This is a genomic window from Mesorhizobium sp. P2_F8, from assembly GCF_056403655.1.
On the sequence record NZ_JBFUFB010000002.1, the window covers coordinates 405,987 to 421,053 of the forward strand.

General features: G+C 62.2%; 17 protein-coding genes. 12 read left to right on the forward strand and 5 right to left on the reverse strand.

The window, feature by feature from the left end; translation table 11 throughout:
• Entirely contained in the window at nt 1-807 is an 807-nt protein-coding gene (locus AC1DZP_RS05685; RefSeq protein ID WP_477300700.1) for a hypothetical protein, read from the forward strand.
• A 15-nt stretch (nt 808-822) separates the two neighbouring features.
• Here the strand turns inward: AC1DZP_RS05685 and AC1DZP_RS05690 are convergent, their stop codons facing one another.
• Nucleotides 823-2,181 carry an NAD(P)-binding domain-containing protein gene (locus tag AC1DZP_RS05690; RefSeq protein WP_477300702.1) on the reverse strand — a complete coding sequence of 453 codons (1,359 nt, stop codon included), beginning with the start codon at nt 2,179-2,181 and terminating at the stop codon, nt 823-825.
• 314 nt (nt 2,182-2,495) lie between these two features.
• Here AC1DZP_RS05690 and AC1DZP_RS05695 point away from each other — a divergent pair, with 314 nt between their 5' ends.
• A complete protein-coding gene (locus AC1DZP_RS05695; protein WP_477300704.1) occupies nt 2,496-3,221 on the forward strand; it encodes a helix-turn-helix domain-containing protein in 726 nt (241 codons plus the stop codon).
• Here the strand turns inward: AC1DZP_RS05695 and AC1DZP_RS05700 are convergent.
• Genes AC1DZP_RS05700 through AC1DZP_RS05715 form a run of 4 tightly spaced genes read right to left on the reverse strand, consistent with a single transcriptional unit; the run spans nt 3,218 to nt 7,001 of the window.
• Nucleotides 3,218-4,258, reverse strand: a complete 1,041-nt coding sequence (locus tag AC1DZP_RS05700; RefSeq protein ID WP_477300706.1) for a heme-dependent oxidative N-demethylase family protein — start codon at nt 4,256-4,258, stop codon at nt 3,218-3,220. The two genes, AC1DZP_RS05695 and AC1DZP_RS05700, sit on opposite strands and share 4 nt — an antisense overlap.
• Nucleotides 4,259-4,267: 9 nt before the next feature.
• On the reverse strand, nt 4,268-5,233 hold the full coding sequence (locus AC1DZP_RS05705; protein WP_477300708.1) for a PDR/VanB family oxidoreductase: 966 nt from the start codon (nt 5,231-5,233) through the stop codon (nt 4,268-4,270).
• Nucleotides 5,230-5,826, reverse strand: coding sequence for a dimethylamine monooxygenase subunit DmmA family protein (locus AC1DZP_RS05710; protein ID WP_477300710.1), 597 nt, complete (start codon nt 5,824-5,826; stop codon nt 5,230-5,232). The genes AC1DZP_RS05705 and AC1DZP_RS05710 overlap by 4 nt, the downstream gene beginning before the upstream one ends.
• Before the next feature lie 41 nt (nt 5,827-5,867).
• Nucleotides 5,868-7,001 carry an aminomethyl transferase family protein gene (locus tag AC1DZP_RS05715; protein ID WP_457153357.1) on the reverse strand — a complete coding sequence of 378 codons (1,134 nt, stop codon included), beginning with the start codon at nt 6,999-7,001 and terminating at the stop codon, nt 5,868-5,870.
• A gap of 287 nt (nt 7,002-7,288) precedes the next feature.
• Here AC1DZP_RS05715 and AC1DZP_RS05720 point away from each other — a divergent pair, with 287 nt between their 5' ends.
• The 10 genes from AC1DZP_RS05720 to glnT all read left to right on the forward strand — a co-directional run bounded on the left by AC1DZP_RS05720 (nt 7,289) and on the right by glnT (nt 15,055).
• Nucleotides 7,289-7,576: a hypothetical protein gene (locus AC1DZP_RS05720; RefSeq protein ID WP_477300712.1), complete on the forward strand. Its 288-nt coding sequence runs from the start codon at nt 7,289-7,291 to the stop codon at nt 7,574-7,576.
• Between the two features lie 13 nt (nt 7,577-7,589).
• A complete protein-coding gene (locus AC1DZP_RS05725) occupies nt 7,590-7,967 on the forward strand; it encodes a hypothetical protein (protein ID WP_477300714.1) in 378 nt (125 codons plus the stop codon).
• Nucleotides 7,968-7,999: 32 nt separating this feature from the next.
• Nucleotides 8,000-8,161 carry a hypothetical protein gene (locus AC1DZP_RS05730; RefSeq protein WP_095088222.1) on the forward strand — a complete coding sequence of 54 codons (162 nt, stop codon included), beginning with the start codon at nt 8,000-8,002 and terminating at the stop codon, nt 8,159-8,161.
• 14 nt (nt 8,162-8,175) lie between these two features.
• Nucleotides 8,176-9,570 (forward strand): APC family permease, encoded by a 1,395-nt coding sequence (locus AC1DZP_RS05735; RefSeq protein ID WP_477300716.1) that lies wholly within the window; start codon nt 8,176-8,178, stop codon nt 9,568-9,570.
• Between the two features lie 45 nt (nt 9,571-9,615).
• Nucleotides 9,616-10,305 (forward strand): hypothetical protein, encoded by a 690-nt coding sequence (locus AC1DZP_RS05740; RefSeq protein ID WP_477300718.1) that lies wholly within the window; start codon nt 9,616-9,618, stop codon nt 10,303-10,305.
• Nucleotides 10,302-10,631, forward strand: a complete 330-nt coding sequence (locus tag AC1DZP_RS05745) for a hypothetical protein (protein WP_095088217.1) — start codon at nt 10,302-10,304, stop codon at nt 10,629-10,631. The genes AC1DZP_RS05740 and AC1DZP_RS05745 overlap by 4 nt, the downstream gene beginning before the upstream one ends.
• An 85-nt stretch (nt 10,632-10,716) precedes the next feature.
• Nucleotides 10,717-11,613: a class II glutamine amidotransferase gene (locus AC1DZP_RS05750; protein WP_477300720.1), complete on the forward strand. Its 897-nt coding sequence runs from the start codon at nt 10,717-10,719 to the stop codon at nt 11,611-11,613.
• A gap of 4 nt (nt 11,614-11,617) precedes the next feature.
• Nucleotides 11,618-12,349 carry a GltB/FmdC/FwdC-like GXGXG domain-containing protein gene (locus AC1DZP_RS05755; protein WP_477300722.1) on the forward strand — a complete coding sequence of 244 codons (732 nt, stop codon included), beginning with the start codon at nt 11,618-11,620 and terminating at the stop codon, nt 12,347-12,349.
• A gap of 6 nt (nt 12,350-12,355) precedes the next feature.
• Complete coding sequence (locus AC1DZP_RS05760; protein WP_027023053.1) at nt 12,356-13,684, forward strand: FMN-binding glutamate synthase family protein; 1,329 nt, start codon at nt 12,356-12,358, stop codon at nt 13,682-13,684.
• A 63-nt stretch (nt 13,685-13,747) separates the two neighbouring features.
• The gene (glnT, locus tag AC1DZP_RS05765; protein ID WP_095088209.1) at nt 13,748-15,055 is read left to right on the forward strand and encodes a type III glutamate--ammonia ligase; all 1,308 of its coding nucleotides are present in this window, start codon (nt 13,748-13,750) and stop codon (nt 15,053-15,055) included.
• Nucleotides 15,056-15,067 lie beyond the last annotated feature (12 nt).

Sequence of the window (15,067 nt, forward strand, 5' to 3'; positions counted from 1 at the left end):
ATGTCTGAGCCAGGCGAGCCGCCCTTTACCGTCCTCGTTTTCGACATGGCCAGAACCGGCGAGCCGGACGGCGAACATTTCGTCCCGGGATTCGGCACGCTGGAGGCGGCGACGGCCTACGCCGTCGCGCGGGTTCGCGCCTCGGTGGAGGAACTGCGCAAACCCGACATCGCGGCCGCTGAGCTGCGCCAGCTCTGGCACCTCTACGGCGAAGACTGCTCGGTGTTGGGCAATCCGGTGCGCGGCAGCGATCTTCTCGACGAGTTCATCGCAACGCCGGCGACGCCTGCCGAATGCGACTGGCAGGCGCTGGCGCCAAGGCTGCCCCGCTTCCGTGCCTCCCTGTTGATCTCCAACGACAATGACGAGTCGGTCTGGGCCGGAGGCTTTTTCCGCGAGCCGTACAGGCTGTCGGGGCAAGGCCTGCTCGACCGGTTCCGTGACGACGCCATCGCCGCCTTCAATCGCCAGGGCATCGTGCCGGCGGTGCCGACCAAAATCCTTGTCGCCAATCATTTCGAGCTTCCCGACCCGCCGCATCCGCCACTTGGCGACACACGGCCGCTGAGATCCTGGAAAGTCGAGATCGAATTCGTCTGCCACGATGTGAAATTCGGCGCCAATGCCGACGGCATCTTCGCATGGCCAGAGGAGCCGGGCGGACCAACCCTCGCCGCCATGACATTCCTGCTGATGGCGGACACGCTGGCAGTGCGCGGCGATGGCCCCGACTTTGCCAACACCAGCGACGTGCTGTCGGTCAAGGTGACGGAGACCGACGCTCCGCCCGACTATCCGCTCGATTGAAGCCGGCGCGCCTCGCTACTCCGCCGCGACGCCTTTCACCTCGAGATAGCTCTCCATCGAATCGTCCAGTGCCTGCAGCCAGGGCGTATGGTGCAGCGGCGCCATGGTGCCGGTCATCAGCGAGCGATAGGCGTGGTCTCGGAAGCTCATGATGTCTTCCCCCTTGTGGTGCTCCCACTCCATGAAGGTCTTGTTGACCGCCTCGACGTCGAAGCGGGGATAATCGGTCTGGTCCATCAATTCCTTGGTGTAGTCGCCCTGGAACCAGATCATCTGCTCGGCGTCTTCCAGCGTTTCCTCGCGCGCCCGCCATTTTGCGCCGTGCGCGGCCATCGCCTCGGCCGACGGCAACTTGATACGGCCCATAATGACGTCGCGGGCGAACCAGGCCTGCGCGTCGAACATGTTGAAGGTATAGAACTGATCCTGCATGCCGATGAAGGACAGCTTCGGGTTCTTCTCCCAGACGACGCCCTCATAGAGCCCGTCCGGCCACATGCGGTTGGCGGTCTTGAGCTTCAGATCCTCGGTGAGGAAGGGGAAGGAATGGAGATAGCCGGTGCACAGGATGATGGCATCGACATCCTTGGTGCTGCCGTCCTTGAAATGCGCGGTCTTGCCGACGACTTTCTGAAGCAGCGGCACCTCTTTCCAGTTCTCCGGCCATTTGAAACCCATCGGCTTCGAGCGGTAGCTGGAGGTGATCGATTTGGCGCCGTATTTGTAGCACTGCGAACCGATGTCCTCGGCCGAATAGGAGCGGCCGATGATCAGGATGTCCTTGCCCTTGAATTCCATGGCGTCGCGGAAATCATGGCTGTGCAGGATGCGGCCGTTGAAGGTCGAAAACCCCTCGAAATAGGGCACGTTGGGGACAGAGAAGTGCCCGGAGGCGACGACGACATTGTCGAACTCTTCCGAATAGGTGATGTCGTTGGTGCGGTCATGCGCGGTGACGGTGAATTTCTTCGTCGTCTCGGAGAAGGTCACCATGCGCACCGGGCTGTTGAAGCGCACCCATTTGCGCACGCCGGATTTCTCGACGCGGCCCTTGATGTAATCCCACAGCACGGCGCGCGGAGGATAGGAGCCGATCGGCCGGCCGAAATGCTCCTCGAACGTGTAGTCGGCGAACTCCAGGCATTCCTTCGGTCCGTTCGACCAGAGGTAGCGGTACATCGAGCCGTGCACGGGATCGCCATGCTCGTCGAGGCCGGTGCGCCAGGTGTAGTTCCACAGGCCGCCCCAGTCGGACTGCTTTTCGAAGCAGACGATCTCGGGAATGTCGGCGCCCTTGTCGGCGGCCGACTTGAAGGCCCTGAGCTGTGCCAGGCCGGACGGCCCGGCTCCGATAACGGCAACGCGACTTTTCATTGCAGGCCTCCCGATCTGATTTCGACTTTTTGTTTGACGCAATCCCGGACGGAAAACCGTCTCACACTTTTCCTGGAATTGCTCTTACGAAACAAATTTCACTCACAGGACAGTAATTGGCCCGTTCGTGCTGTCAACAGTTCCTGTGTCGAAACAGCGTTTCGTCTGGGAGGATTTCTCACAAAACCTCGTGCGACCAAACGCTGGATCGGGTGCATGCGGCTTCAGGCGACTTGCCGTCGCGGTTGCGCTCATGTATCGGCACCTGACATGTTCACCTAGAGTGAAATAAATCCGCAGAGTCCGAGGGCGACATGGCCAACAAGATTTCCGATCCCAAGCCTGGTGCCGGCCATGCCGGCGCAAAGGCCAAGCCGCTGCCCAAGGTTTCGTCGGACGGCAAGACCATCCGGGCGCCGCTGACGCAGGACCCGCACGCCATTCGCGACACCCGCGAAAAAGTGCTGGAGGTCGCGATCGGCCGCGAGGTGCGGGCGTTCCGCAAGAAGCTCGGCATCACCGTCGCCGATCTGGCGGTCGCCACTGACATTTCGCTGGGCATGCTGTCGAAGATCGAGAACGGTATCACCTCGCCGTCGCTGACCACCTTGCAGGCGCTGTCGCGGGCGCTCGGCGTTCCGGTCACCGCCTTCTTCCGCCGCTTCGAGGAGGAGCGCAGCGCTGTCTTCGTCAAGGCCGGCGAAGGGCTCGACGTCGAACGTCGCGGCACGCGCGCCGGTCACCAGTACAATCTGCTCGGCCATATCGGCTCCAACACCAGCGGCGTCGTCGTCGAACCCTATTTGATCACGCTGACCGAGGATTCGGACGTGTTCCCGACCTTCCAGCATGAGGGCATGGAGTTTCTCTATATGCTTGAAGGCGAGGTCGTCTACCGGCACGGCAGCAACCTCTATCCGATGAAGCCCGGCGACAGCCTGTTCTTCGACGCGGACGCGCCGCACGGGCCCGAACAGCTGACACAGCTACCGATGCGCTACCTCTCGATCATCTGCTATCCGCAGAACAGCGCGGGTTAGTCCGGCCCGAAGCCCGGCGATGTCGGGCTGCCGTCGTCGAGCTTCGACAGCCACTCGACCAGTGTCGGGCGATAGCGCGTCAGGCCCTTGTAGTTGGCGAGTTCATCCGGAAGGTCTCGGATGACGCGGTGCAGGCGGCGCGCCCATTTCGGCTGCGTCACCAGTTCGTCCATCTTGATCAGATAGCAGCGAATCGGAAAGACGATGCCGTTCGAGCGCGGCAGCCGCCAGAAACTCTGCAACTCGACGCGCAGGTGCACCTTGTCGCCGACATTCTCCGGCGTCACCGTGGTCCGGTCCGGACCCCATTTGTGATAGTTTTCCGGGCTGGTATCGAGGCGCGGATTGATGGTCATTGTCCAGTTCAGGCGCCGTGCCGGCTTGCCTTGCTGGATGTTGGTGAGGAATTTCAGCGCCCGGGTGAAAATCCCCTTTTCATGCGCCAGCGGCACCGGCGCGTGCCATTCGAAGAAATTCATGCCGATGTCGAAGTCGAGCGACCAGTCGGCCTGGGTGGTGACCATGCCGGCATCCATCCACAGATTGCCGTCGCGCTGGTCGAGGATGCAGAAATCGCCCTGGCTTTGCCGGGTGATGTACTCCATCGGCCCGTAGGGCAGCCTCGAGGTGTCGCCAAAGGTGAAGGTATCGTCGATGCCGAGCGGGCGGTTGATCCAGCGCCAGCGATCGCCGTCGCGGGTCAGCGTGAAATGCTCGGGATAACCCAGCGCCTGCTGCTCCATCAGGAGCTCCAGCAGGTCCCAGCCGGCCAGCGTCATGTGCGGCAGCGACTGGCAGCGCAGCGGATCCTCGGCCAGCACCAGCGCACGGTCCTGCATCTCGGCGACATAGTGCTCGTCGACGTCGATCAGGTTTTCCAGCACGCTGCCCTTGGGTCCCACGACATGCGGCTCGATGTTGACCGCATACATGTAGGCGTCTTCGTGGAACGGAAACGGGAACCGCCGGATGTGCTCCGGGCTGTTCTTGAAGGTGAAATCGTCGCGGAACGTTTCCTTGCGAAAAGTGATTCCCAAGCTCGCCTCCTATCTTTCCAACACCAGCGACCGGCCCTCGAAGCGCGACACGCACGGCATGATCTTGCAGCCCGAGCGGTGGTCCTCCTCGCTCAGCCAGTGGTCGTTGTGGATGAACTTGCCGTCATACGAGATGACATTGGTTTCGCACTGGCCGCAGACGCCGCCACGGCACAGATAGGGCGGATCGACGCCGGCCGCCTCGATCGCTTCGAGCAGGCTCTGCTGTTCATCGACCCTGATCGTCTTGCCAGTTACGGCAAGCGTCACGTCGAACGGCAGGCCGGGCTGGGGCGCCGCGAAATGCTCGAAATGCACGGTCTCCGACGGCCAGCCCAGGGTGGCGGCGCGCTCACGCACCCAGTTGATCATGCCGGCCGGACCGCAGACATAGAGATGCGTGCCGAGCGGTTGCGACGACAACAGCCGGTCGAGCTCGATGCGCTCGTCAAGGTCGTCATGATAGAGCCTGATCCGCCGGTCGTAGCGCTCGCGCAGCACATCGGCATAGGTGCCGAGCGAAGCGGTGCGGCAGGTGTAGTGCAGCTCGAAATTGCCGCCTTCCGCCGCCAGCTGCGCGGTCTGCGCCATGAACGGCGTGATGCCGATGCCGCCGGCCAGCATCAGGTGCTTCTTGGCGCGCAGGTCGAGCGAGAACAAATTGACCGGATAGCTGACCACCATTTCATGGCCAGGCCGGACATTCCTGTGCATGAACAGCGAGCCGCCGCGGCCGACATCGTCGCGGCGCACGCTGATCGTGTATTCGCGCGTGTCGAGCGGCGAGCCCATCAGCGAGTAGGGATTGAGCCGGGTGCGCTCGCCGTCGCGCATCTCGACCACGACATGGGCGCCCCCGGAAAAGGTCGGCAAGAGCTGGCCGTCGCGGCGGCGGAAATGGAAGCGGGTGACCAGCTCATTGACCGGCACCACATCGCTGACCACGACATCGAGTTTTGTCGTTCCGGTGCTCATCGAAAAATCTCCTCCATCGGAGGAATCTCGCTGCGATCCTCGGCGTTGATGCAGACGCCCTGGAACGCCGCGATGCGCCTGGAATAATGGTCGCGCACCAGGAGCAGCAGGCCGCAATGCGCGCAGGTCGCCGGCTGCGTCGTCACGTTCTCGGTGATGCCCTTGCAATGCACGCACTGCATGCGCCGTGCCAGCGAGCCGCGATGCTCGGTCTGGATCGAGGTGTGATCGATGCCAGCTTCAAGGGCGGCCTGCATCGCCTGGCCGATCAGGCCTTCGGTGCCGGAGAGATAGAGGCGCAGGCCCATATGCGCATTGGCCAGCGTCTGCCTGAGCCGCGGCAGCAGGCTGGCAAAGGACGGCGCCTCATGAAACTGCGCCGGCTTCAGCGCTTCGAGCGCGGCAACGTGTTTGCGGTCAGGGCCAGGGATGAAGACGATTTCGGCGCCGTCGAAAAACCCTGACGGGGTTCGCTCGGCCATCTCCGCTATCGCCAGCGCGCCCTCCGCATCCGCCACGAAAAGATGGTGCTTGCCGGGCTGTGGAGACAGCGTTCCGTAAACGGGCCGGCTGATGATGCTTTTGGCTGCCATTTAAGTCTTCGTGCCTCGAACCCCTCGCTGTTGATTATGCCTCAACCTTTGGCCGTGCGCTTGGTCTTCTTGGGATCGTCAAAGGGGAGCGGCTGCGCCGTCGCCTTGATCGAACCGCTTTTGTTGCGAATCTCGAGCTTGGTGTCCTTGACCGCGCAGTCGACGTCGAGTCGGGCGATGCCCATGGATTTCTTCACCAGCGGCGAATACATCGCGCAGGTCACCACGCCGACCTTCTTGCCGTCGCGATAGACCGGCGCGCCCTCGTCGGCCGGCTCCTTGCCGTCGAGCAGAACGCCATAAATCTTGAAGCGTTCCTTGCCCTTGAGGCGGTAATGCTCCTCGGCGCCGCGGAAGCCAGTCTTCCCGGGGCTGACGGTGAAGTCGAGGCCGAGCTCCCACAGCGTGTCGCCGGGACCTTCGTTGTCGAACGGGTATTTCTGCGAATTGTCGTAGGGATAGAACAAGAGGTAGCTCTCGACGCGCAGCATGTCGAGCGTGGTGAAGCGGCACGGAATGATGCCGGCGCTCTTGCCCTCATCGAGAATCCTGTCCCAGATCGTGCCGGCATCCTGGCCACGGCAGAAGATCTCGTAGCCGCGCTCGCCGGTGTAGCCGGTGCGTGAAATCATCACCGGAAAGCCGAACAGCTGCGTTTGCATGTGATGGAAATAGTTGAGATCGCGAATAGCAGGCACATGCTTGGCCAGATAGTCGACGGCGGTCGGCCCCTGTAGCGACAGGTCATGAAGATTGTCATCGAAGCGCAAGGAGACGTCGCGCCCGACGGAAGCGCGCTGCAACTCCTCATGGCCGGTTCCGGAGCCATGCACGACCATCCAGGAATTCGGTCCGGTGCGGTAGAGGATGCAGTCGTCGGTGAACTTTCCCGCCTCGTTCAGCATGCAGGCATAGGCCGACTTGCCGGGATAGATCTTCTCGACGTCACGCGTGGTGGCCAAATCGATCAGGTGCGAGGCGTGTGGCCCGGTGATGTGGACCTTCTTGAGGCCCGAAACATCCATCAGCCCGGCCTTGGTGCGGATGGCGACGTACTCTTCGTCGGCGTCCTTGTCGTAGGTCCAGGCAGTCCCCATGCCGCTCCAGTCTTCGAGCTTCGAACCAAGGGCGCGATGGCGATCCGCCAGGGTCGAAAATCTCCAGGATGCCGTCATCCGCTCGTCCTCCGTTTCGAAAAATCGTTTGCTGTTCCCTGCCCCCTGCACTTCGGCGGGGGCTTTGGCCGAATATTGACCGCAAACATTCGGGCGCCGCAATACCCATAAGCAATTAATTTCATTGTCAGGCAAAATCCGTCGCACGAAGCAAACGGTTAACCCAACGTAAAATCGGCTTGACAATTGCGGAAATCGGACGGAATTTATGAAAAAAATTTCACTCTCTTGAAAGAGGGCGACGCGCGGTGGATTCGGAACCGTGCGTCGGAAAAAGGGGAAAACCGATGTCAGACATGCAGCAGCGCATTGAAGCGCTGTACCGTTCCGACGTGCGCGGATCCATGCTCCTGATCGTCTGCCTGTGGGCGACGATCCTATTCGTCCTTCTCATGACGTGGCCATACATCCCCGATAGCGGCATCAAGGTCGTCGTCGCGATCGCGGCGGCCGCCGTGCTGATCTTCAACACGGCCGCCATCCTGGCGATGGTCAAGCACTACAAGGAAGACAAGGACTTCATCTACGGGCTCGACATCAAGAACGCCGACGCGTTCCGCAACCGCAAGTCCTGAAGGGGTAGAAGATATGTCGCGCTACAAACCGCCGGAGCAGAGCAAGGCCGGACAGATTTTCGATATCGTCGTCGTTGTCGTCGCCATCTTCGTCGCCCTGTGGCTGCCGCTGAAACTCGGGCTGGCGGGTGCGGCGAAATCGATCGACGCACTTGATACCAAGACCTGGGAGACGCTCGGCCAGAACGCGACCATGGCCTCGATCTGGGAAAAGCTCGGCTACACGCCCGAGACCGCGCACGACATCATCCAGAACCGCTTCCACTATGTCATCGACTGGCCGACGCTGATCATCATGGCCGCGGTGCTGATCGGTTATTTCGTCTTCCTGTTCCGCGCCTCCGACCGCGAATATCGCGAAGTCATCAACGAAAAGTTCGACGACAAGTAAAAACTTTCCACAAACAATCGGGGGACACGATCATGTGGATGGCACTCTCCTACGCATGCTGGGGCATCTCGATCGTGCTTGCCCTGTGGATGCTCTACGACTGGTTCAAGGTCGACACGACCTTCTCAGAAGAGGTGCTGACCTCGTCGCGCGAAGGCGAATTGGAAGCCGTTTCCGAAAAACACCGGATCTGAGTGGGGATTGAACAATGACGATCACACTTGAACCGGTAATCCACGGGGACAGGGTCTCACTGCTGCGGGTGCTCGGCCCGGCCCATGTCTGGGCGCTCGGAGTCGGCATCGTGCTGGTCGGCGAGTTTACCGGCTGGAACTTCTCCGCCGACAAGGGCGGCACGCTCGCCGCGCTGGTGGTCTGCTGGGTCGTCGGTCTGCTCTACACCTCCGTGGCGATGATAGATTCCGAGGTCACGTCAACGGTGGCCGCCGCCGGCGGCCAGTACGCGCAGGCAAAGCACATTGTCGGGCCGCTGATGGCCTTCAACGTCGCGCTGTTCCTGGTCTTTGCCTATACGATGCTCGAAGTCTCCGACGCGATCCTGCTCGGCCAGACAATCGTCGCCAAGGCCGGCGTCGAAGGGATGAGCTACAATTCCTTCATCGCCGCCACCATCGTGGTGCTGGCATGGCTGAACTATCGCGGCGTGCTGATGACGCTGAACGTCAACTTCGTCATCACCGCAATCGCCTACATCTCGATCGTCGTCCTGTTTTTCTCGGTCAGCCCGTGGACGCAGGGCGCCGTGCTGAAGCTCAACGAGCTGGTCACACCCGACAACGCCCTGCCCTATGGCTGGATCGGCGTCATCGCCGCCTTCCAGTTCGGCATCTGGTACTATCTCGGCATCGAGGGCACCACGCAGGCGGCCGAGGAAGTGCGCTCGCCGGCCCGCTCGCTGCCCTACGGCACGATGGCCGGCATGATCACGCTTTTGATCGCCGCCGCCATGACCTGGTATGTCTGCGCCTCGATGATGCCGTGGGAGTATCTCGGCATCACCCCCTATCCGCTCTGGGATGCGGGCAAGCTGACCGGCAGCCCGTTGCTTGAGAACCTGTTGTTCGTCGCGACACTGCTTGCCGCACTGGCCTCCGCCAATGGCTGCATCAACGATGCGGCGCGAGCCTGGTTCTCGCTCGGCCGCGACCGCTATCTGCCGACATGGTTCTCGGCCGTGCATCCAAAATATCGCACGCCCTATCGCTCGATCCTGTTCCTGTTGCCGATCGCGCTGGCCTTCGCCTTCATCGCCGACCTCAACCAGGCGATCACCTTCTCGATCCTGTCGGGCGTTCTGCAATACACGTTCATGAGCATCAACATCGTCATGTTCAGGAAGAAGTGGCCGCTCGGCTCGATCCGCCGTGGCTATACGCATCCGTTCCATCCGCTGCCGGCTATCGTGCTGTTCTGCCTGTGCGTGGTGACCTTCTTCGCCATTTTCCTCGGCTTCGGCTCGCAGCTGATCGCCATGGTCGCCTTCTACTTCCTGATCTCGCTATGGTTTCATTTCTACCGCTACAAATTCGTGCGGCGCGGCGATCAGTTCACCATGCCGTGGCCGAAGCCGCAGGGTTATTGATGGGAGTAGTCCCGTCCGGAACCTGGACGGGCCTGGCATGACAAAATGTCCGAGGTGACGTCAGCACTCTTTGCCGGGGCAATCGTCCTGGCCCTCGTCCTTCATCTTGCCTGGCTGGCGCGCGCCAGCCGCAACAGGGCGTCAGTGGCGCTCGCCATCGACCATGCCAGCGTTCGTACCGTCATTGCCGACGCTGCCGATGTTTCGGACGGCACCGCCGGTGTCATCACATGGGAAGGTTCCTGGAACGGCCGACGCGTCCAGGTGCGCACCATCGTCGATACGCTGGCAACACGAAAACTTCCGGCACGCTGGCTGAGCGTCTCGATCACCGAGCCCGTGTCGGTGCCCGGCACCTTCGACATGATGATGCGGCCGGGCTCGCCGACGACCTTCTCCAATTTCGATCATCTCGACCATACGCTGCCGAAGGCTCCGGGATTTCCAGCCGAGGCAGTGCTGCGCACCGATCGCAGGGGCGCGCGTTTTCCCCAAGGTATCATCGCCAGCCATGTCGAGATCTTCGCCGAAGGGCGCGCCAAGGAACTGCTGATCACGCCCAAGGGCATACGCATCGTCTGGCTGCTGGCCGAGGCCGAGCGGGCACGCTACGGCGTGTTCCGGCAAGCCGAATTTGGGGATGCCACACTCGATCCAAAGCTGATCGAAAGACTGCTGGTGTCGGTGTCGGCACTTCGCGACGCCATCAACAAAAGCGATCGGCAGGCCGCATGACCAGTTCCGTCACTGTACCCGCCCCTCCCAACCCGTATCTGGTGCTCGGCGCGGCAATCGTGCTGCCGGCAAGCGGACATGTCATTCTCGGCGTGCCGGTGCGCGGCCTGCAGTTTCTTTTCTTCATGGTGATCCTGGCATGGGTCACCGCCAAGATCGCACCGCCGGACGCCAGCTTCGTCGGCCGTCATGCCGGCGGCTTCCTGATTTATGCGTTATCGATCCTCGACGCCTACAGGATAGCCCGCATCCGCACCGCCAAATGGGTTCACAAGCTCCGGCGAGACAATGATGGTGCGCAGAGCGGCATTGAGAAACATACGTAACTGGAGGAATATTTTTTTCATACGATTGAATTCAGGAGACTCATTCGGTACATCATCTCAGAGCTGCAAACACCGGGAGGCTGACATGTGTGGAATTGTCGGACTGTTTTTGAAGGACAAGTCGCTGGAACCCCAGCTTGGCTCGATGCTGTCGCAGATGCTGATCTCGCTCAGCGATCGGGGTCCGGACAGCGCCGGCATCGCCATCTATGGCGCGCCTTCCAGGAATGAGGCCAAGATCACCATCCAGTCGGCCAAGCCGGAACGCGATTTCCGCGGCCTCGAGGCTGAACTCGCCAAGGCCATCGGCACGCCGGTGACGATCACTGTCAAATCGACCCATGCGGTGGTCAGGACCACGCCTGCCAAGATCGACGAGGCGCGCGAAGCGATCCAGGCGCTGCGCCCCGACATCCGCATCATGGGCGCCGGCGACGTGGTCGAAATCTACAAGGAGGTCGGCCTGCCCGAGGCGGTCGTCGACCGCTTCGATGTCCGCAGCATGACCGGTACGCATGGCATCGGCCACACACGCATGGCGACGGAATCGGCAGTGACGACGATGGGCGCGCATCCGTTCTCGACCGGGGCCGACCAGTGCCTGGTGCACAATGGTTCGCTGTCCAACCACAACAACGTCCGCCGCGAACTGATCCGCGAAGGCATGACCTTCGAGACCGAGAACGACACCGAGGTCGCGGCCGCCTATCTCTCCTCGCAGATGGCGCATGGCAAGAATCTCGGCGAAGCGCTGGAGGGCACGCTCTCCGACCTCGACGGCTTCTTCACCTTTGTCGTCGGCACCAAGAACGGCTTTGGCGTGGTGCGCGATCCGATCGCCTGCAAACCCGCCGTGATGGCCGAGACCGACCAGTATGTCGCCTTCGGCTCGGAGTATCGCGCGCTGACCAAACTGCCCGGCATAGACAATGCGAGGGTCTGGGAACCCGAGCCCGCAACCGTCTATTTCTGGGAGCATTGAGTTCATGCCGGCAACCAAACTTTCAAAGACGGCGGCGCACGAGCACGCTTCGAGGATCTTCGATCTCGATCAGATGTCGTTGCGCGAGCTCAACCAGGCGCTGCACAATCTGGCGCCCGGCTCCAACGAGACGGCGTGGGAAGTGCTCAACCCGAAAGGCAACCATTCGGTCGCCGTCGGCGTCGATCAGCCTGTTACCATCGATGTGCGCGGCAGCGTCGGCTATTATTGCGGTGGCATGAATTCCGGCAGCGCCATTACCGTGCATGGCTCGGCCGGGCCCGGCGTCGGCGAGAACATGATGTCGGGTTCGATCACCGTGAAGGGCGATGCCAGCCAGTATGCCGGCGCCACCGGCAAGGGTGGCCTGCTGGTCATCGAGGGCAATGCCTCGTCGCGTTGCGGCATTTCGATGAAGGGCATCGACATCGTCGTGCACGGCAATATCGGCCACATGTCGGCCTTCATGGCGCAGTCCGGCAATCTGGTGGTGCTGGGCGATGCCGGCGATGCGCTGGGCGATTCCATCTACGAGGCGCGGCTGTTCGTGCGCGGCAAGGTCGACAGTCTCGGTGCCGACTGCATCGCCAAGGAGATGCGGGCCGAACACCTGGAATTGCTGCAAGGCCTGCTCGACCGCGCCGGCGTCACCGGCGTCAAGCCATCGGACTTCAAGCGCTACGGCTCGGCGCGCACGCTCTACAATTTCAATATCGACAACGCCGACGCGTATTGAGGCAGCATGACCTACAGGAACCCGCCGACGACGCCGCGCAAATCCGCGACCTTCGACGACTACACGCTTTCTGAAATCCGCCGCGCCGCGGCGACGGGGATCTATGATATTCGTGGCGCCGGCGCCAAGCGCAAGCTGCCGCATTTCGACGACCTGCTGTTCCTCGGCGCCTCGATTTCGCGCTATCCGCTGGAAGGCTATCGCGAGCGCTGCGACACCAGCGTCGTGCTCGGCTCGCGGCATGCCAAGAAGCCGATCGAACTCAAGATCCCGATCACCGTCGCCGGCATGAGCTTCGGCTCGCTGTCCGGCCCGGCCAAGGAAGCGCTCGGACGCGGCGCGACCCTGTCGGGCACCTCGACCACGACGGGCGATGGCGGCATGACCGAGGAAGAGCGCGGCCATTCGAAGACGCTGGTCTACCAATACCTGCCGTCGCGCTACGGCATGAACCTGCGCGACCTGCGCCGTGCCGATGCGATCGAAGTCGTCGTCGGCCAGGGCGCGAAGCCCGGCGGCGGCGGCATGCTGCTTGGCCAGAAGATTTCCGACCGCGTCGCCGAAATGCGCACGCTGCCGAAAGGCATCGACCAGCGCTCGGCCTCGCGCCATCCCGACTGGACCGGGCCCGACGATCTCGAGATCAAGATCCTCGAACTGCGCGAAATCACCGACTGGGAAAAGCCGATCTACGTCAAGGTCGGCGGCGCCCGGCCCTATTACGATACGGCGCTTGCCGTGAAAGCTGGCGCCGATGTCGTCGTCGTCGACGGCATGCAGGGCGGCACGGCGGCCACGCAGGAAGTGTTCATCGAAAATGTCGGCCAGCCGACGCTCGCCTGCATCAGGCCGGCGGTGCAGGCGCTGCAGGATCTCGGCATGCACCGCAAGGTGCAGCTGATCGTCTCCGGCGGCATCCGCAACGGCGCCGATGTCGCCAAGGCGCTGGCGCTGGGCGTCGATGCGGTCTCGATCGGCACGGCTGCCCTTGTCGCGCTCGGCGACAACGACCCACGCTGGGAGGCCGAGTACAACGAGCTCGGCACCACGGCGGGCGCCTATGACGACTGGCACGAGGGCCGCGACCCGGCCGGCATCACCACGCAGGACCCGGAACTGATGAAGCGCGTCGACCCGGTCGCCGCCGGGCGCCGGCTGGCGAACTATTTGAAGGTGATGACACTGGAAGCTCAGACTATCGCCCGCGCGTGCGGCAAGAACAGCCTGCACAATCTCGAACCCGAGGACCTCGTCGCGCTGACGATCGAGGCCGCCGCCATGGCCGGCGTGCCGCTGGCCGGCACCAACTGGATACCGGGAAAGAACGGCTTCTGATCAACGAAGGGCCGAAGCCCACACGACCTGGGGCCACCAATCGACAAAAAATGGGGAACTTCCGTGACAGCTGATCTTGCAGAATTCGCAAGGGCGAAAAACGTCAAATATTTCATGATTTCCTACACCGACCTGTTCGGTGGCCAGCGTGCCAAGCTGGTGCCGGCGCAGGCCATCGCCGACATGCAGAAGGACGGCGCCGGCTTTGCCGGGTTCGCCACCTGGCTCGATCTCACGCCGGCACATCCCGACATGCTGGCGGTGCCGGACCCGAATTCGGTGATCCAGCTGCCATGGAAGCCGGAAGTCGCGTGGGTCGCCGCCAATTGCATCATGGACGACAAGGAGGTCGACCAGGCGCCGCGCAACACGCTGAAGCGGTTGATCGCCGAGGCGGCCAGCGACGGCATGCACGTCAAGACCGGCGTCGAGGCCGAGTTCTTCCTGATCTCGCCGGACGGCAAGACGATCTCCGACGAATACGATACCGCATCGAAACCCTGCTACGACCAGCAAGCGGTGATGCGCCGCTACGATGTCATCGCCGAGATCTGCGACCATATGCTGGCGCTCGGCTGGGGCGCCTACCAGAACGACCACGAGGATGCCAACGGCCAGTTCGAGATGAACTGGGCCTTCGACGATGCGCTGGCGACCGCCGACAAGCATTCCTTCTTCAAATTCATGGTCAAGTCGATCGCGGAAAAGCATGGCCTGCGCGCGACATTCATGCCGAAGCCCTTCCAGGGCCTGACCGGCAATGGCTGCCATGCGCACATCTCGGTGTGGGACAAGGCCGGCAAGACCAACGTCTTTGCCGACAATGCGATGGAACTCGGCCTGTCGGCCAAGGGCAAGAATTTCCTCGGCGGCATCATGAAGCATGCATCCGCGCTTGCCGCGATCACCAACCCGACGGTCAATTCCTACAAGCGCATCAACGCACCGCGCACCATTTCGGGCGCAACCTGGGCACCGAACACGGTGACCTGGACCGGCAACAACCGCACCCACATGGTGCGCGTGCCCGGCCCCGGCCGTTTCGAACTGCGGCTGCCCGACGGCGCGGCCAACCCCTATCTGCTGCAGGCGGTCATCATCGCCGCCGGCCTCGACGGCATCCGCTCGAAGGCCGACCCGGGCAAGCGCTACGACATCGACATGTACCAGCACGGCCATACGGTGAAGGGCGCGCCGAAGCTGCCGCTCAACCTGCTCGACGCGCTGCGCGAGTTCGACAAGGACAAATCGCTGAAGGCGGCGCTGGGTGAGGAATTCTCGTCGGCCTACCTAAAGCTGAAGCACCAGGAATGGAATTCCTATGCTTCGCACTTCACGCAATGGGAGCGCGACCACACGTTGGATATCTAACTCCCAGCGAAT